We start from the raw sequence: 19,622 nt of genomic DNA on the forward strand, positions 1-19,622 counted from the left end.
TAGACAGTGTAAATAGTACAAAAGATTACATATTTTTGCTGTGGATTATTACTTTAGACTAAGAGCTACATACTTGAATGGCTCACCGATCAGCGAGCCTTGTGGCCCCTCAATCTCAAGAGTTTTGCCGATTGCAGTCATCGCCCACCAACGATTTTCACACCACAACGGGGCAAGTAGCGTTGGTCTACGGGCCGCCGAAGACACACGATGATAAATAATCTGCGGTGGCGTTGAGCGAATCATTTCACAGGCAATCGATACATACTCATCCTGTTCAAGCACAGTTAAACGCCCCGCTCGCCACGCTTTGGCCATGGTACTGCCTTCCACAATGTGCAAACCATGCAACTTGATACCATCCGTTCCCACACTAAGCACCTGTTGTAATGTGGCGAGATTGTCACAGCGTCCTTCACCGGGCAACCCAACAATCAAGTGAGTACACACTTTGATGCCTAACGCTCTCGCCTTGGCTGTGATCTCTGCGTAACAGGCAAAATCGTGCCCGCGGTTAATGCGTTTTAAGGTGTGATCGTGCGCGGTTTGCAGCCCAAGCTCCAACCAAATCTCGTAACCTTGCTGCACATAATCGGCGAGCAGCTCAAGCACTGCATCCGGCACACAATCAGGCCGAGTGCCCACACACAACCCCACAATATCCGCTTCTTCTAGAGCCTGTTCGTACATCGATTTCAGCACTTGCACTTCCGCATACGTGCTGGTGTAAGCCTGAAAATAAGCGAGGTATTTTTTGGCGCGTTTGATCTCCCCCGCCCGATCTTTCAACTGCTCTTGAATACTCTGCTGCTGGCTCTCTTCATTGGCAAACGAGGCCACATTACAGAAAGTGCAGCCACCACGGCCAATCGTACCGTCTCGATTTGGACAACTAAACCCCCCATGGAGCGTCAGTTTATGAACTTTCTCTCCATAGCGACGTTGTAAATCTTGACCTATGGTGTTCACCAGTTGATGTAGATGCATGTGTTAGCCCAATCTAAATACAAATATCTCTCACTACCATCCGTGTAATTTAATTACATTTCCAATCAAATTCGTCACAAATTTTAATCCCTCGCGTTTGATTTCAAACGAAGCCAAATCAATAAATAGGCATAAAGCAAACACTATTTGAATATTGTTGCTGCATTGTTAAACAAAACATTCACCTTGCTGTAAAAAAATAAACCAATCCGCAGACTTTTCGTTGGAATTTGCGCCAGCAAAATTGTAGGATACTTTCAGTTTTCCGTGCTTTTTTGCTCAATTAATTACAAAAAACTCGGCAGACTATCGGTGACATTCCATACCTACCAAAAGAATCCACTAGTAAAGTGGCTCAACAACAGGAATGTCACTAAGGATTGTCTTTCTCACAATATATTTCCTGTGAGAGACGGAAAGGACGCGGATCTGCTCCCTAAGCAGATTTCACTCAAAACAAAAAAGGACAGGACGTATCACCCGAGCGCTTAATTCAGCGGATGCTGCATGAAGCGTAGTGGGAATAACTGAGTGCAAGCTCAGTGCTGTTGCGTCCTCAAAACTGGAAGGATGTATCTATGGTAGATAAAGCGCAGCGTTCACGAGGTCTTTATACGCCGGAGCTAGAGCACGATGCTTGTGGCATCGGCTTTGTCGCCCACCTGAAAAATCGCAAATCCCATCAGGTGGTTACTCAAGCTTTGGATATGCTTGCACGCATGGAACACCGCGGCGGTCAGGGTTGTGACCCTTGCAGCGGTGACGGCGCAGGTATTTTGCTGCAAAAACCTCACGAATTTTTACTCGAAGAAGCCGTTAAGCTTGGCATTAAACTGCCTTCATTCGAAAAATATGGTGTGGGTGTAGTGTTGTTCCCGAAAGATGAACACAAACGTGCCCAATGCCGCGATATTCTAGAACGTAATGCGAAACGCCTTGATCTGGATGTGATTGGCTATCGTGTTTTGCCAACCGACAACAGCATGTTAGGTGCCGATCCACTCAGCACTGAGCCACAATTTGAACACGTGTTCATTTCTGGCGGTCCAGGTATGCAGCCGGAAGAGCTGGAACGTAAGCTGTACGTGCTACGTAACTACACCGTTCGCGTCTGCCTTGAGAGCGTGTCAAACATCAGCGATGATTTTTATATCAACTCGATGTCGTACAAAACCTTGGTCTATAAAGGTCAGCTGACCACAGAGCAAGTACCGCAATACTTCCTCGATTTGCAAAATCCAACCATGGTCACCGCACTGGCGTTGGTGCACTCGCGTTTTTCTACCAACACCTTCCCGAAATGGCGACTGGCTCAGCCTTTCCGCTACATCGCGCACAACGGTGAAATCAACACCGTTCGCGGTAACTTGAACTGGATGAAAGCGCGCGAAGCGATTTTACAATCCAAACTGTTTACTCAAGCTGAAATCGACATGCTGCTGCCTATCTGCCAAGAAGGCGCATCCGATTCCGCTAACTTTGACATGGTACTCGAACTGCTGGTGCTTTCTGGTCGCAGCTTGCCTCACGCTCTGATGATTATGATCCCGGAGGCATGGCAAGAAAATAAAGCGATGGATCCCAAACGCCGCGCCTTCTACCAGTACCATGCCAACGTCATGGAACCTTGGGACGGCCCTGCATCCGTGTGCTTTACCGATGGTGTACAAGTCGGTGCAACGCTGGATCGTAACGGTCTGCGTCCGTCTCGTTATACCGTGACCAAAGACGATTTTCTGATCATGGCTTCCGAATCTGGCGTAGTGGAAATTGATCCTGCTAATGTGGAATACCGTGGTCGTCTGCAACCGGGACGTATCTTTGTTGCTGACCTAGAGCAAGGCCGTATTATCTCTGATGAAGAAGTCAAAGACGGCATCGCTTCAGCGCAGCCTTATGAAAAATGGGTAGAAGAAAACCTACTCAGCTTGAAAAAGCTGCCGGATGCCGACAACGTACACAGCCAACCTTCGCCAGAGCGTCTACTTCATCGCCAACAAGCGTTTGGGGTGAGTAGCGAAGAGGTCAATGACATCATTCTGACCCTAGCACAAACGGGTTATGAGCCGCTCGGTTCGATGGGTGCAGACTGGCCTGTAGCCGTGCTGTCACACCAATCTCAGCATCTTTCAAACTACTTTAAGCAGTTGTTTGCTCAGGTGACTAACCCACCAATCGACCCGATCCGTGAACGCATGGTGATGTCGCTCAACACCTATATCGGCCGCGATCAAAACTTGCTGGCGGAAACACCGGCTCACTGCCGTAAGGTCGAGCTAGAATCACCAGTGATTTCTAACGCTGAGTTGGAAAAACTTCGCGCGATTGATAACGAGCACCTACAAGCCAAAACGTTGGACATCGTATTTCGTGCCAGCGACGAACCAGGCAAGCTAGAGCGTGCTCTGAAACGTATTTGCCAATACGCGGAAGATGCGGTGATTGATGGCTACTCGATCATTTTGCTGACCGACCGTGCGGTGAACTCCAACCATGCCGCCATCCCAGCGATGCTGGCCGTGGGTGCAGTACACCATCACCTGATCCGCAAAGGTCTGCGTTCTAAATGCGGCATTGTGGTCGAAACCGGTGATGCGCGTGAAACACACCACTTTGCTACCCTACTCGGCTACGGCGCGAACGCTGTTAACCCGTATCTTGTGGTGGAAACCATCGTTGACCTCAAACGTCAGAAGAAACTCGATGCTGATATTTCGGTTGAGAAATACTTCGAGAATTACCGTAAAGGCGTTAATGGCGGCTTGCTGAAGATCTTCTCAAAAATGGGGATTTCGACGCTGCAGTCTTATCATGGTGCACAGATTTTTGAAGCGCTCGGGATCAGCAAAGCGGTGGTCGATAAATACTTCACCGGCACCATCACTCGTATTCAAGGTTTAACCCTCGACGATATCGCCAAAGAAGTTCTGGTTCGTCATCGCATTGGCTACCCAGCGCGCGAAATCCCACTGCAAGTGTTGGATGTCGGCGGCGTGTATCAATGGAAACAGCGCGGTGAACAACATCTGTTTAACCCAGAAACCATTCACCTGCTGCAGGAGTCCACTCGCCATAAAAACTACCCGCAATTTAAGAAATATGCGGCAGCGGTTGATAGCCAAGGCGATAAAGCGGTGACTCTGCGCAGCCAGCTCGATTTTGTGAAAAATCCTGCGGGTTCGATTCCGATTGAGGAAGTGGAACCGATCGAAAGCATTGTGAAGCGCTTTGCAACGGGTGCGATGTCGTTCGGTTCTATCTCATATGAAGCGCACTCCACACTGGCGATTGCGATGAACCGCTTAGGCGCGAAATCCAACTCAGGTGAAGGTGGTGAAGACCCAATGCGTTTTGAACTGAATGCGAATGGCGATTCAGAACGCTCAGCGATCAAGCAAGTGGCTTCTGGCCGTTTCGGCGTGACCTCTTACTATCTGACCAACGCGGATGAAATCCAAATCAAGATGGCGCAAGGGGCGAAACCGGGCGAAGGCGGTCAGCTACCTGGCGATAAAGTCGATGAATGGATCGGGGCAACTCGTCACTCCACACCAGGAGTTGGCCTGATTTCACCACCACCGCACCACGACATTTACTCAATCGAAGACTTAGCCCAGCTGATTTTCGATCTGAAAAATGCCAACCGTAAAGGCCGCGTCAACGTCAAACTGGTTTCTGAAGCCGGTGTCGGTACCATCGCTTCTGGTGTAGCCAAAGCCAAAGCTGACGTAGTTCTGATTGCAGGTCACGATGGTGGTACCGGTGCATCGCCGATCTCTTCTATCCGCCATACAGGTTTGCCTTGGGAATTGGGTCTGGCTGAAACTCACCAAACTCTGCTCAAAAACGGTCTGCGTAACCGCATCGTGGTGCAAGCTGATGGACAGATGAAAACCCCACGCGATATCGCCATTGCGGTACTGCTGGGTGCAGAAGAATGGGGCGTCGCAACCGCAGCACTGGTGGTTGAAGGCTGTATCATGATGCGTAAGTGTCATAAAAACACTTGCCCTGTCGGTATCGCCACACAAAACAAAACCCTGCGTGAGCGTTTTGCTGGCCGTGTGGATGACGTTGTGACCTTCTTCCAATACATGGCACAAGGACTGCGTGAAATCATGGCTGAACTGGGTTTCCGGACCATCAATGACATGGTTGGCCAAGCGCACAAACTCAAAGTGCGTGATGATGTGGGTCACTGGAAATATAAGAATCTCGATCTGTCGCCCATCCTCTTTATTGAGCAGCCGCGCAGTGTCGATGGTATTTACTGCCAGACTCAGCAGAACCATCAGCTTGAAAGCGTACTGGATCGCACCTTGATCCAATTAGCAACACCAGCCCTTGAGCGTGGTGAAGCCGTCAAAGCCGAACTGCCGATCATCAACACCGATCGCAGTACCGGTACTATGCTATCGAACGAAATCTGTAAGGTTTACAAAGACCAAGGCTTACCACAGCCAATGCAGGTGAAATTCAACGGCAGTGCGGGACAATCTTTCGGAGCTTTCCTCACTAAAGGCGTTTACTTTGAAGTGGAAGGCGATGCCAACGACTACTGGGGTAAAGGTCTTTCTGGTGGCACGCTGGTGCTCTACCCGAACCGTAACGCCACCATCGTTCCGGAAGAGAACATTGTGGTCGGTAACGTCTGTTTCTACGGCGCAACCTCTGGCGAATCTTACATTCGCGGCCTAGCCGGTGAACGTTTCTGTGTACGTAACTCAGGTGCCAAAGTGGTGGTTGAAGGTATCGGCGATCACGGCTGTGAATACATGACGGGCGGTGTCGCGGTGATCCTCGGCTCAACCGGTCGTAACTTCGCCGCGGGAATGAGTGGCGGTGTGGCTTACGTTTGGGATAAATCTGGCGACTTCAAATCTAAGCTTAATGCTGAGTTAGTCGATTTAGATCCAATCGAAACGGAAGACAAAGCCCTACTCAAAGAAATGTTAACCAAGCATGTTCAATTCACAGGAAGTGAAGTGGCCAAAGCTTTCCTTGCCAACTTTGACGCAAGCCTAGCCACGATGGCCAAGGTGATGCCGCGTGATTACAAAGCTGTACTGCAAAAGCGCAAAGAGCAGGAGCAACAAGCCACATTAGCAGCGGAGGCGGTATAAATGGGTAAAGCAACCGGATTTTTAGAATTTGGTCGTGAACTGCCGAAAAAAATCGACCCGGCAGAGCGGATCAAAAACAACAAAGAGTTCGTTCTTAACCAAGAGTTTGGTAAGAAGATCAATCAGCAGGCTTCACGTTGTATGGATTGTGGCGTGCCGTTTTGTCATAACGGCTGCCCGATTGGCAACATCATTCCCGAGTTTAACGATGCGGTGTATCGCGACAGCTGGGAAGAGGCTTGGAATATTCTGAGCTCGACCAATAACTTCCCTGAGTTTACGGGTCGTGTCTGCCCAGCTCCTTGTGAAAGCGCGTGTGTGTTAGGTATCAACCAAGATCCGATCACCATCTGCAACATTGAAAAAACCATTGTTGAACGCGCTTACCAAGAAGGTTATGCCAAGCCGAAAACGCCACGTTCACGCACAGGCAAAACGGTCGCGATCATTGGCTCCGGACCTGCGGGGCTTGCCGCGGCTGAGCAGCTGAATGCGGCAGGTCATAGCGTGACTGTGTTTGAACGTGATGAAAAAGTCGGCGGTTTGCTGCGCTTTGGTATTCCGGATTTCAAACTCGGCATGGATGTGATTGATCGCAAAATCAATGTGATGGAGCAAGCGGGCGTTAAGTTCGTGGTCAATGCGCATATCGGTGTAGACATCAACGCTCAGCAACTGCGTCAGGAGTTTGATGCCGTGTTGCTGACGGGCGGATCAACCGTACCACGCGATCTGGGGATTCCGGGACGTGATCTGAAAGGCGTTTACTTCGCGATGCAGTTCCTCGCGCAAAACAACCGCCGTGCCAATGACATGGATCTGAAAGGCGAAGAGATCCACGCCAAAGGCAAACACGTGGTGGTGATTGGTGGTGGCGATACTGGCTCTGACTGTGTGGGTACTTCTAACCGCCACGGCGCAGCGAGCATTACTCAAGTTGAGATCATGCCGATCCCAACCAAAATGCGCCCAGTTAACATGCCTTGGCCGCAATATCCGATGATTCTGCGCACTTCTACTTCTCACGAAGAAGGCTGTGAGCGTCACTGGAATATCCTCACCAAGGAGTTCATTGGCAATGAACAAGGCGAAGTAACCGGTCTACGCATTGCTGACATCGTTTGGAAAGATGCGGCGCCCGGTGAGCGTCCAAGCTTTGACGAGATCGCAGGCAGTGAGCGCGTCATTCCTTGTGATATGGCGTTTCTGGCGATGGGCTTCTTGCATCCAGAACCACACGGTGTGCTTGCTCAGCTCGGCATTAAGCTGGATGAACGCGGCAATGTGGCGACTCAAGACTTTGCTACTAACCAAAAAGGCGTATTCGCCGCTGGCGATATGCGCACAGGCCAATCACTGGTCGTACGTTGCATCAACGAAGGACGTGAATGTGCACGAGCCGTTGACACCTTCTTAATGGGCAACTCTCACCTTGAAGCCAAAGCGGACTCACTAATGCTTTCTGCTTAGATGAGTCCCAAGGCGTGAGACAAACATCCTGACTCGCGCCTTAATGTGAACCGTTTCCTTCCATATTGTTTTACTTCGGCCAGCATTCCCTGCTGGCCTTTTTTATACCTATTCTCATTTATCGAGATAGAAACCTAAGTTATCTGCAACTGATAAAAAGCTATCCTATTGAATAAAAAGAAATTACCTGAAGTAATCCTCGGTAAATCCCCCTCAAACCCTATTTTCAACCAATAACTTGACCTTTTTCACAATAAGCTATAGGTTGTGAACTCATTGAAAATAAAAACCTGTAAATTTGTTAATTTTTTAATCCGAAAAATTAAATAAATATTCAAATAATAACAATTTAGACGAATACTTATACCCAATCACTTGGAGTTGTTACTTCAAGTGGAAGGGAGATAGTCATTTACTGTCAGGATGACAGAGAAGCAAAGGGAGAATTGCAATGGCTCTATACGATCCAAGTCTTGAAAAAGACAACTGTGGATTCGGCTTGATCGCGCACATGGAAGGGCAAGCCAGCCACAAACTCGTTCGTACCGCGATTTCAGCACTTGATCGCATGACTCACCGTGGCGGTATCGCCGCCGATGGTAAAACCGGTGATGGTTGTGGTCTGCTGCTGCAAAAACCAGACTCTTATTTGCGCCTGATCGCAGAAGAGCAACATTGGAAGCTCAGCAAACAGTACGCGATCGGGATGCTGTTTCTCAGCCGAGATCCGCAAAAAGCACAACAGGCGCAGCAGATTGTTAATCAAGAACTCGCCAAAGAGACCTTAAGTGTTGCGGGCTGGCGCAAAGTGCCGACCAACCCTAAAGTGCTTGGCCCGATAGCCCTCGATTCTTTGCCAGATATTCAACAAGTCTTTATCTCCGCGCCTGCAGGTTGGCGTGAACGCGATGTTGAGCGCCGCCTTTATATCGCGCGCCGCCGGATTGAAAAGCAGATCACTGATGATCGTGATTTCTACATCTGTTCACTCTCCACGCAAGTGTTGGTCTACAAAGGCCTATGCATGCCAGCGGATTTACCGCGCTTTTATCTGGACTTAGCAGACCTACGTATGGAATCGGCAATTTGCTTGTTCCACCAACGTTTTTCTACCAATACTCAGCCACGCTGGCCACTGGCTCAGCCGTTCCGCTATCTGGCACACAATGGGGAAATCAACACCATTGATGGTAACCGCCAGTGGGCACGCGCACGGGCTTATAAATTTGCTTCACCGCTGTTGCCGGATCTGCAAACCGCCGCGCCTTTTGTGAATGAAACCGGTTCTGACTCCTCAAGCTTAGATAACATGCTGGATCTGTTTTTAGCCGGCGGGATGGACATCTTCCGCGCGATGCGCATGCTGGTTCCGCCCGCATGGCAAAACCATCCGGATATGGATCCGGATCTGCGTGCATTCTACGATTTCAACTCCAAACACATGGAGCCATGGGATGGTCCGGCTGGGATCGTACTTTCCGATGGTCGCTACGCCGCGTGTAACCTTGACCGTAACGGCCTGCGCCCTGCGCGTTATGTGATCACCAAAGATAAGCTCATCACTCTTGCTTCCGAAGTCGGAATTTGGGATTACGCTCCGGATGAGGTTTCCGAAAAAGGCCGTGTTGGCCCCGGTGAACTGCTGGTGATCGATACTCGCAAAGGCAAAATTTGGCAATCGAGCGAGATCGATAACGATCTGAAAAGTCGCCATCCGTATCGTGAATGGATGGAAAACAACGTTCACAAACTGACACCATTCTCAGAATTGCCTGACGATCAAGTTGGTGAGCGCAGCTTCGACCAAGATCTGCTCAAAACTTACCAAAAGCAGTTTGCGATGAGCAACGAAGAGATCGATCAAGTGCTGCGTGTGCTTGGCGATATGGCGCAAGAAGCGGTCGGCTCAATGGGCGATGACACGCCGATGGCGGTGCTTTCCTCAAAAGAGCGCCTGATCAGCGATTACTTCCGCCAAAAGTTTGCTCAGGTGACCAACCCACCGATCGACCCATTGCGTGAAAAACATGTGATGTCGCTGGCCACCAGTATTGGCCAAGAGATGAACGTGTTTTGTGAAACTGATGGCCATGCGCATCGTGTGACATTTGGTTCGCCCGTATTGCTCTATTCAGACATGCAGCAACTGCTGACTTTGAGTGATCAGCACTATCGCAACACGATTCTCGACATCAACTTCGATCCGCAAGAGAAAGATCTGAAGCAAGCCGTGCTCGATTTGTGTGATAAAGCTGAACAAGTGGTGCGCGAAGGTACGGTATTGATCGTACTTTCCGACCGCGCGTTAACGGCGGATCGCTTGCCGATCCCAGCCGCGATGGCAGTAGGTGCGGTGCAAGCCCGTTTGGTTGAAGCCAATTTGCGCTGCGATGCCAACATCATTATTGAAACGGGTGCCGCGCGCGACCCACACCACTTTGCGGTGCTGATCGGCTTTGGTGCCACTGCCGTTTATCCTTACCTAGCCTACGAAACGCTGGGCAAAATGATTGACGATGGCGCACTACAAAAGAGCTATCGTGAAGTGATGCAGAATTACCAATACGGCATCAACAAAGGTCTGTATAAAATCATGTCCAAAATGGGCATTTCGACCGTTGCCTCTTATCGCTGCTCACAACTGTTTGAAGCCGTAGGTCTGCACCGCGATGTGGTTGAGCTCTGCTTTAAAGGGGTTACCACCCGCATTCAAGGCGCAAACTTCGACGATTTTGAGCAAGATCTGTTTAATCTGTCGCGTAAAGCATGGGCAAAACGTAAGCCTCTCGAACACGGCGGTTTACTCAAATACGTCCACGGTGGCGAATACCACGCCTACAACCCAGATGTGGTTGGCACACTACAAAAAGCGGTGAAATCTGGCGAAACGGTGGATTACCGCGACTTTGCTAAACAAGTCAACCAGCGCCCTGTGGCTATGCTGCGTGATTTGCTGCGTTTGAAAACCTCGGAGAAACCGCTGCCACTGGAGCATATTGAGCCCGCCAGCGATCTCTACAAACGCTTTGACTCCGCTGCGATGTCGATTGGCGCGTTAAGCCCAGAAGCACACGAAGCGTTGGCCACCGCGATGAACCGCTTGGGCGGCTATTCCAACTCAGGTGAAGGAGGTGAAGACCCACGCCGCTTTGGCACCGAACGTAACTCGCGTATCAAGCAAGTCGCTTCTGGCCGCTTTGGGGTCACACCGCACTATTTAACCAATGCCGATGTGCTGCAAATTAAAGTCGCTCAAGGGGCAAAACCCGGTGAAGGTGGCCAGCTTCCGGGGCACAAAGTCACCGCTGAGATCGCGAAACTGCGTTATTCCGTTCCCGGAGTGACCTTGATTTCACCGCCGCCGCATCACGATATTTACTCGATTGAAGATTTGGCGCAGCTGATTTTCGATCTCAAACAGATCAACCCCAAAGCCTTAGTCTCGGTCAAGCTAGTTTCTGAGCCGGGAGTTGGCACAATTGCGACCGGTGTTGCGAAAGCTTATGCCGACCTTATCACCATCTCAGGCTATGACGGCGGCACCGCAGCTAGCCCGCTGACTTCCGTAAAATATGCGGGAAGTCCGTGGGAACTTGGCTTGGCGGAAACTCAGCAAGCACTGGTCGCCAACGGCCTGCGCCACAAGATCCGTCTGCAAGTCGATGGTGGTTTGAAAACCGGACTCGACGTGATCAAAGGGGCGATTTTAGGGGCGGAAAGCTTTGGTTTTGGTACTGCGCCAATGGTCGCGATGGGGTGTAAATTCCTGCGTATTTGCCACCTCAACAACTGTGCAACCGGTGTGGCAACGCAGGATGAAACGCTGCGTAAAGACTACTTCAAAGGTCTACCAGAAATGGTGATGAACTATTTCAAAGGCTTAGCAGAAGAAGTTCGCGGTTATCTGGCAGAATTAGGCGTCGAGAAACTCACTGATCTCATCGGCCGTACCGATCTACTGGAAGTGGTAGGAGGCATGACCGCGAAACAGAGCAAATTGGATCTCTCCGACCTGCTCGAAGCGCCAGTGTCGCCGCAAAATCTGCCACTGTACTGCACCGAACCGAACACGCCGTTTGATAAAGGGGCGCTTAACCTGAAGATCGTGGAAGATGCTTTGGCTGCGGTGGAAAAACAGCAATCGCAGGAACTCTATTACAACGTGATCAACACCGATCGTTCAATTGGCGCGCGCCTGTCTGGAGAAATTGCCAAACGCTACGGTAACGTGGGTGTGGCCACCTCTCCGATCAAGCTCGTACTCAACGGCACGGCTGGTCAATCTTTCGGTGTATGGAATGCTGGCGGCCTTGAGCTGTATCTAACAGGTGATGCCAACGACTATGTCGGCAAAGGCATGGCGGGAGGCAAAATTGTTATTCGCCCTCACCAAGGCACCGCTTTTGTGTGTAACGAAGCGACCATTATCGGTAACACCTGCTTGTATGGCGCAACCGGTGGCAAACTGTTTGCAGCAGGCAAAGCAGGTGAACGTTTTGCCGTGCGTAACTCAGGTACGATTGCCGTGATTGAAGGTGCGGGTGATAACGCGTGCGAATACATGACGGGCGGTATCGTCGCCATTTTGGGCGCAACGGGCGTGAACTTTGGCGCGGGAATGACCGGCGGTTTTGCTTACGTACTCGATGAAAATAGCGATTTCCAAGGCCGTGTTAACGATGAATCGGTTGAAGCGGTGGCCTTGACCGATCTGTATATCCACCAAGAACATCTACGTGGACTGATTGCAGAGCATCTTGAAGAAACTGGTTCAGCGCACGCTGAGCAGATTTTGGCGAACTTTGATGAATGGATTCCGAAGTTCTATCTGATAAAACCACAAGCAGCGGACCTACGTACCCTGCTCGGCCATCAGAGCCGCAGCGCAGCTGAACTGCGCGTGCAAGCACAATAATTGGAAGGAGCCTGATTGATGAGCCAAAACGTTTACCAATTTATCGATGTCAGTCGTGTGGATCCGGCGAAAAAACCACTGCAAATCCGCAAGATTGAATTTGTCGAAATTTATGAGCCTTTTACTAAGCAACAAGCCACCGCGCAGGCCGATCGCTGCCTCGATTGCGGTAACCCTTACTGTGAATGGAAGTGTCCAGTACACAACTACATTCCGCAGTGGCTGAAACTGGCCAATGAAGGACGCATTATTGAAGCGGCCGAGTTGTCGCATCAAACTAACAGCCTACCCGAAGTGTGTGGCCGCGTGTGCCCACAAGATCGTCTGTGCGAAGGATCATGTACTCTGAATGCCGATTTCGGCGCAGTAACGATCGGTAACATCGAAAAATACATTACCGATACCGCATTCGAAATGGGTTGGAAACCTGACATGTCCAACGTGGTGTGGACGGATAAAAAAGTGGCGATCATCGGCGCCGGCCCTGCAGGGCTTGCCGCAGCGGATATTCTGGTGCGCAATGGGGTAAAACCTGTGGTGTTTGATCGTTACCCTGAAATCGGCGGATTACTCACTTTTGGTATTCCCTCGTTTAAGCTGGAAAAAGGTGTGATGGAAAATCGTCGCCGCATTTTCAGTGAAATGGGCATCGAATTTCGTCTTAATGTCGAGGTTGGCCAAGACATCACACTGCAACAACTGCTGGATGAGTATGATTCGGTATTTCTTGGTGTCGGCACCTACCAATCTATGCGTGCAGGATTAGCCAACGAAGACGCTTCCGGCGTTTACGATGCTCTGCCGTTTTTGATCTCCAATACCTATAAAGTCATGGAGCTTACAAGCGATACGCCGTTCATTGATATGGCAGGAAAAAACGTGGTGGTACTCGGCGGTGGTGATACGGCGATGGACTGCGTACGTACTTCGATTCGCCAAGGCGCATCGCGAGTGATTTGTGCGTATCGCCGCGATGAAGAGAACATGCCCGGTTCACGCCGTGAAGTAAAAAACGCCAAAGAAGAAGGTGTAGAGTTCATGTTCAACCTGCAACCCCTTGCGATTGAAGTCAATGCGCATGGGCAAGTAACCGGAGTCAAAGTGGTCAAAACCGCCTTGGGTGAACCCGATGCAGCAGGTCGTCGTAAACCAGAACCCGTAACAGGCAGCGAGCACGTATTGCCAGCCGATGCGGTGATCATGGCGTTTGGCTTCCAGCCACACAAAATGGTTTGGTTAGAACCATTTGATGTTGAACTTGATCAGTGGGGGCGAATCAAAGCACCTGCACAGCAAACTTATCAATATCAAACCACCAACCCGAAAATTTTCGCCGGTGGTGATGCGGTACGCGGCTCCGATCTCGTGGTGACTGCGATAGATGAAGGACGCAAAGCAGCCGAGGGAATTCTCGACTATCTTGGACTCTAGCTCACATTTTTACGAGAACATTGACGCAAACAACAAAGGATTCATAGTGTTATGGATCCTTTTTTATATTTGCTACCTATAATAAGCACAAAATATATTGATAAACATCCTTCCAATTGAGCACTGCTGATAAGAAGTGCATAACTAAGATGAGAGTGAACTAATCACCATGCATCCGTCATTTTATGCTGTTATAGCTGCTTTTTCGCTTACCGCCTGCAGTCAGGGAGTCGCTCCTATGCAAGATCGCACCGCAATCCCTTGTACCAATAAACCCAACTGTGTTTCAACTCAAGATGAACGCGATAAATTCAATCTTGCGCCATTTATTTTGCGCCCAGGCGTCACTATTGACCAAGTAGAACGCGTAGCCCTCTCCCTCTCTGGAGCAAGCACTGCGGAAAAAAATGGGCAATATTTGCGTATCGAATGCACTTCGAGTGTGTTCCGTTTTGTTGATGATCTGGAACTAAGCATTCAACAGGATCACTTATGGGTGCGCTCAGAATCACGTATTGGCTATAGTGACTTTGGGGTTAATCGCCGCCGTGCCGAAGAGTTGCGCGAAAAGCTCACGCTGTCAGGTTTACTTGAGCAACCCTAACCTCGATCCTCCAAGGGTGCTCGTGCTACACTGCGGCCTGTTTTCCTATTGATAGATGAAAGAGAGCCCCTATGAAAATCGGCATCATCGGCGCAATGCAACAAGAAGTCGCCATCCTGAAAGATCTCATCGAAGACGTGCAAGAAGTTAGCCAAGCCGGTTGTACTTTTTACAGCGGTCGAATCCAAGGTGTCGACGTGGTTTTACTGCAATCTGGGATCGGTAAAGTGGCTGCTGCACTGGGTACAACTTTGCTGATCAGCCAGTACGCACCAGATGTAGTGATCAACACAGGCTCTGCCGGCGGTTTTGATGCCAGCCTTAATGTCGGTGATGTGGTGATCTCAACTGAAGTTCGCCATCACGATGCGGATGTGACTGCGTTCGGTTATGAAATTGGCCAAATGGCTGGCCAACCAGCCGCCTTCAAAGCAGACGAAAAATTAATGACGGTGGCAGAACAAGCATTGGCTCAATTGCCGGATACTCACGCCGTTCGTGGCCTTATCTGTACCGGTGATGCGTTTGTGTGTACGGCTGAGCGTCAAAGCTTTATCCGTCAATATTTCCCAACCGTTGTTGCGGTAGAAATGGAAGCCTCCGCGATTGCGCAAACTTGTCATCAATTCAAGGTTCCATTTGTGGTGGTTCGCGCGATTTCTGACGTTGCCGATAAAGAATCGCCACTGTCGTTTGAAGAGTTCCTGCCGCTGGCAGCACAAAGCTCTTCTGCTATGGTGTTGAAAATGGTTGAACTGCTCAAGTAAGCGAGCTGATTAATGGAAACTGGGTTTTCCCACTTTTATGCCAATGGCGCGCTCCTCGTGATGTGGGGCGCCCTCTTATTTCATTTGCTGCTGCCGATTCCTCATGCAGTACACCCTGTCACTTTGTGGCACAAGTTTGCCGAACTGCTAGCCAGTAAGGTCAATACACCAGCCAGTGACACCCAAAACCTCATTTCGGGCTCTCTCGCGTGGGGATTAATGGTTTTGCCAACTATCGCGGTGCTTTGGGCGCTCAAACCCTTAGTCTGGCAGCCACAGCTGTTTGATTTAGCACTGCTGCTGCTCGCCTTGGATTGGCGACGCCAAGAAACGCTAGGTACTCAGCTCACCCAAGCGCTAGCAAAAGAGGACAAACCGCAAGCACGCTCTCTGCTGCAGCCTTTTGTAAACCGTCAAACCACAACGCTTTCAGCGCTTGGGCTTGGAAAAGCAGGCGTTGAAACTCTCGTTATGGGATTTGGCCGCAATGTGGTTGGGGTGCTGTTTTGGTATGGCTTGTTCGGGGGCGGCGGTGCTTTGATGTATCTCTTAATCGCTGAATTGGCTCGTGCTTGGTCACCATCTCGGGCGACATACCAACCTTTCGGTTTGCCTGCCGTGCGTGTTCTCGCAGTGCTCGATTGGCTCCCCCTACGCTTATTTAGCTTAATCATCATCACTGGCAAACAAGCGGGTAACGTTTTTAAAGCCGTACTAGAACAAAGTCGTAGTTGGCCACTACCAGGCCCCGCTTGGCTACTGTGTGCCGTTGGCAATAAATTACAACTCTCATTGGGCGGCCCTGCGATTTATGGTGAGCAAAAAAGCGTACGTGCCAAAATTGGCGGGCGCATCGCCCCTGCGGCGATTCATATTGCGCAAGTCCAAAAACTCATCGCATGGCGTATCTTCGTTTGGATAGCGCTAGAAAGTTTACTGTTACTACTGATTTATCGCGGAGTATAAATGCTTGTTATCCGGCTCATCGCATGCACTTTTTTGTTCATTACCCCAAGCTTATTGGCTGCGCCTTTTCCCGCCGAGCGCATCATCAGCCTTGCCCCTCACGCGACAGAAATTGCTTATGCCGCCGGTTTGGGCGATAAGTTAGTTGCGGTGAGCGAGTACAGTGACTATCCGCCACAAGCGCTAAAACTGGAGCACGTCGCCAATCACCAAACCATCAACATCGAGAAAATCCTAACGCTCAAACCCGATTTGATCATCGCTTGGCCTGCAGGCAATCCACCACGTGAATTGGCCAAACTGCGCCAACTCGGCTTCACGATTTACGATTCGCAAACCAAAACGTTGGATGAAATTGCCAATAATATCGAAGCACTCAGTCAGTATTCGACTAATCCAGAGATTGGTCAAAAAGCGGCTAACGACTTTCGACAACGTTTACAAGCATTGCACGAGCAATATGCAGGCAATCAACCTATCCGATTCTTCTATCAGCTCAGCGAAAAGCCGATCATTACGTTGGCTCAAGGATATTGGCCAAGCGAAGTCTTTAATCTATGTGGTGGCCAAAATATCTTTGCCGACAGTGCCGCCCCTTATCCACAAGTAAGCATAGAGCAAGTTCTGGTGAAGCAACCCGATGTGATATTTACCTCTCCCCATGCCATGGCGAATGGTCATATGTGGCAAACGTGGAAAACTCAGCTCAAAGCGGTAGAAAATGAACAAGTTTGGGCGCTCAATTCCGACTGGCTAAACCGCCCGACACCAAGAACGTTAGATGCGGTTGAACAAGTGTGTCAGTACCTCAAAATTGCACAAAAGCAGTAACTTTAGTGGATAAAATCTCGTAAAATTCGCCCCAATTTGCCCGCTCTATACTTTTAATAGTTCTATAGATAGTGAGACTGCTTTGGATAATTCTCTGCTTTATCTGATTGATATGTTTGGTACTGCCGTGTTTGCAGTTTCTGGAGTGCTCTTAGCGGGGCGCCTAAAAATGGATCCGTTTGGCATTATGGTTCTGGCCAGTGTCACTGCGATCGGTGGTGGAACCATTCGTGATATGGCATTGGGAGCCACTCCGGTATTTTGGATCAAAGACACCAACTACCTATGGGTAATTATGATCACCTGTGCACTGACTATGTTGTTGGTGCGCCGTCCAAAGAGGCTCGCATGGTGGATTCTGCCCGTCAGTGATGCGATCGGCTTAGCCGTATTCGTTGGGATCGGGGTTGAAAAAGCGCTGATCTATCAAGATTCTGCTTTAATCGCGATCATTATGGGCGTGATAACGGGCTGCGGCGGTGGAATTATCCGCGATGTCCTCGCCCGAGAAATTCCTATGGTGCTGCGCAGTGAAGTGTACGCAACCGCCTGTATTATCGGTGGCATTTTCCACACTACCGCACTGGCGATGGGTTATAGCAGTTCAACCGCTCTGTTATCAGGCGTGTTCACGACTTTGCTCATCCGCCTTGGTGCCATTCGTTGGCATCTTTCTCTGCCCACTTTTGCCCTGACGAAATAGCTCAATTAGGTCCCCATCGCCCAGCGGTGGGGAGCACTCCTTCCGTAAATTCATTACTTTCTTTAGCCTAAACTGACTTTGTGAGCTTGACGCACGACCTAACTTTGAATTCCACATACAATTCAAAGCATCTATTCCTATTTGTCATCAAAGCATGTTACTCGAAGGTATTGAAACCCTACTGGTACTTAGCAAAGAAAAAACCATGAGCCGTACCGGTAGCCAGCTCTATATCAGCCAGTCGGCGGTCAGTAAACGCATTGCGAATTTAGAGAAAAAACTGGGGAGGAAATTGATTGCTCCTGCGGGAAGACACATCAAATTAACGGCTGATGCCGAACAGTTGATTGCTAGCATCGGCCCGACCTTTAATGAGTTACATGGCCTGATCTTTGAGCAGCAAACACTGGAAGACAATACCCCCATTCGCATGGATTGCTCAGAAACCTTGGTAGCGGGTTATCTTGGGGAGGTGATGGGGCGCTATCGCCAGCAGGATCCGCACCTTGTGATCACCACCAACCACACCCCAAGAATTGTCGAAAATGTGCAGTCAGGTAAAGCAACCTTGGGATTTTGTGCAGGTTATCTACCCGCCAATCATGGCTTATTAACTTTCCATTTAGGTGATGAACCTTTTACTGTTGTCAGCAAAGAAGCTCTGCACTCACTGCCAAGCGAGTTGATTACCAATGATTTAGCTAATCCCTCGAACACCTATCAAGCTGCCATGCTGCACAAACAAGGTATTCGTCCTGCGATGGAGATGGACTCTTACACCGCGGCTGCGCAGCTCGCGCTCGGCGGTATGTTACCAGCCCTAGTGCCACGATCGATAGTGAGCACACTGAAAATTGAACCACACTATTGCTTTGATTTTGAAGAACTCGCCGACCTCAGTCGGCCAATTCATATTTGCCTGCGCGCCAGTCGTTATCGCACTACTAGAGTCCAAGCATTGATAATAGCGCTGCATGATGCTGTTCCCAAAGCAGTTTTAGCGCCATCAACATAGACATGGTGATCACCAGAGGCCGAATCCAACGCTGACCTTTGCTGATCACAACTTTCGCGCCCATACGAGCACCGATAAATCCGCCGACCGCCATAGTTAAGCCAATTTGCCAGATGGGTAAACCCGCGATTAAGAAAAAGGTCAACGCGGCAATGTTGGACGTAAAATTGAGTACCTTAGTGCGAGCGGTGGCTTCCACCAAACTAAAATGCCCCAAAGCCACAAAGCAGACGGTAAAAATTGAGCCTGTACCGGGGCCAAAAAAACCATCATAAAAACCGATACCAAAACCCACTGTGAAAGCAAAAGCGGTTTCGGATAAAGGTGCTGGGCCACTGTGGTTTTTTGTTGTCGGTGCCAGTAAGAAATAGAGCGAGATACCGAGCAATAATAGGGGGATGAGGCTGGTCAGCAAAGTCGCATCAATATATTGCACCGCTTCTGCGCCAAGCGCTGCACCAACGAAAGTACAAGCAATTGCCAGTCGCATCGCTTTCAGGCTCACAACGCCTTTGCGTACAAAATAGAGGGTGGCAGAAAAGCTACCAAACGAACTTTGTAGCTTATTGGTGGCTAAGGCTTGTGTTGGCGGCACACCTGCCGCAAGCAAAGCAGGCAAGGTCAGCAAACCGCCACCGCCTGCCATAGCATCAATGAATCCTGCAATCCCTGCCACCAAAAACAGCAGGCCTAATACTTCCAGTGAAAGTTCCATTTTTTATCAACGCATTGAACAATAAAACTCAACAGTAACACTGCTGAAAAAGTGAAAACAGCGAAACACAAGACGACAACCTATTCCCATTTTTC

Annotated in this window: 12 protein-coding genes; 10 read left to right on the forward strand and 2 right to left on the reverse strand. The window is 49.8% G+C overall.

The window, feature by feature from the left end; genetic code table 11:
- Nucleotides 1–48 precede the first annotated feature (48 nt).
- The gene (locus VOA_RS01710; RefSeq protein WP_000550136.1) at nucleotides 49–987 is read right to left on the reverse strand and encodes a TIGR01212 family radical SAM protein; all 939 of its coding nucleotides are present in this window, start codon (nucleotides 985–987) and stop codon (nucleotides 49–51) included.
- A gap of 578 nt (nucleotides 988–1,565) precedes the next feature.
- On the opposite strand from VOA_RS01710, the gene gltB (VOA_RS01705) reads away from it, so the two are divergent.
- From gltB (VOA_RS01705) to VOA_RS0118725, 10 genes are all read left to right on the forward strand, one after another.
- On the forward strand, nucleotides 1,566–6,110 hold the full coding sequence (gene gltB, locus VOA_RS01705) for a glutamate synthase large subunit (RefSeq protein WP_000227755.1): 4,545 nt from the start codon (nucleotides 1,566–1,568) through the stop codon (nucleotides 6,108–6,110).
- Nucleotides 6,111–7,580, forward strand: a complete 1,470-nt coding sequence (locus tag VOA_RS01700) for a glutamate synthase subunit beta (protein WP_000513706.1) — start codon at nucleotides 6,111–6,113, stop codon at nucleotides 7,578–7,580.
- Between the two features lie 451 nt (nucleotides 7,581–8,031).
- The gene (gene gltB / locus VOA_RS01695; protein ID WP_001240203.1) at nucleotides 8,032–12,495 is read left to right on the forward strand and encodes a glutamate synthase large subunit; all 4,464 of its coding nucleotides are present in this window, start codon (nucleotides 8,032–8,034) and stop codon (nucleotides 12,493–12,495) included.
- An 18-nt stretch (nucleotides 12,496–12,513) separates the two neighbouring features.
- Nucleotides 12,514–13,926: an FAD-dependent oxidoreductase gene (locus VOA_RS01690; RefSeq protein ID WP_000081721.1), complete on the forward strand. Its 1,413-nt coding sequence runs from the start codon at nucleotides 12,514–12,516 to the stop codon at nucleotides 13,924–13,926.
- 169 nt (nucleotides 13,927–14,095) lie between these two features.
- Nucleotides 14,096–14,530 (forward strand): DUF1499 domain-containing protein, encoded by a 435-nt coding sequence (locus tag VOA_RS01685; protein WP_083806660.1) that lies wholly within the window; start codon nucleotides 14,096–14,098, stop codon nucleotides 14,528–14,530.
- Nucleotides 14,531–14,601: 71 nt separating this feature from the next.
- On the forward strand, nucleotides 14,602–15,297 hold the full coding sequence (gene mtnN / locus VOA_RS01680) for a 5'-methylthioadenosine/S-adenosylhomocysteine nucleosidase (RefSeq protein ID WP_000689873.1): 696 nt from the start codon (nucleotides 14,602–14,604) through the stop codon (nucleotides 15,295–15,297).
- Between the two features lie 12 nt (nucleotides 15,298–15,309).
- Nucleotides 15,310–16,263, forward strand: coding sequence for a cobalamin biosynthesis family protein (locus VOA_RS01675; RefSeq protein WP_000447415.1), 954 nt, complete (start codon nucleotides 15,310–15,312; stop codon nucleotides 16,261–16,263).
- Entirely contained in the window at nucleotides 16,264–17,094 is an 831-nt protein-coding gene (gene btuF / locus VOA_RS01670; protein WP_000960251.1) for a vitamin B12 ABC transporter substrate-binding protein BtuF, read from the forward strand.
- Between the two features lie 82 nt (nucleotides 17,095–17,176).
- On the forward strand, nucleotides 17,177–17,797 hold the full coding sequence (locus VOA_RS01665) for a TRIC cation channel family protein (RefSeq protein WP_000370507.1): 621 nt from the start codon (nucleotides 17,177–17,179) through the stop codon (nucleotides 17,795–17,797).
- A 154-nt stretch (nucleotides 17,798–17,951) separates the two neighbouring features.
- A complete protein-coding gene (locus tag VOA_RS0118725) occupies nucleotides 17,952–18,812 on the forward strand; it encodes a LysR family transcriptional regulator (protein ID WP_000923504.1) in 861 nt (286 codons plus the stop codon).
- Here VOA_RS0118725 and VOA_RS01660 read toward each other — a convergent pair.
- Nucleotides 18,742–19,527 carry a TSUP family transporter gene (locus VOA_RS01660; protein WP_000423587.1) on the reverse strand — a complete coding sequence of 262 codons (786 nt, stop codon included), beginning with the start codon at nucleotides 19,525–19,527 and terminating at the stop codon, nucleotides 18,742–18,744. The genes VOA_RS0118725 and VOA_RS01660 overlap by 71 nt on opposite strands.
- Nucleotides 19,528–19,622: the final 95 nt, after the last annotated feature.

Origin of the sequence: Vibrio sp. RC586, from assembly GCF_000176715.1 — a bacterium.
Taxonomy (GTDB): domain Bacteria; phylum Pseudomonadota; class Gammaproteobacteria; order Enterobacterales; family Vibrionaceae; genus Vibrio.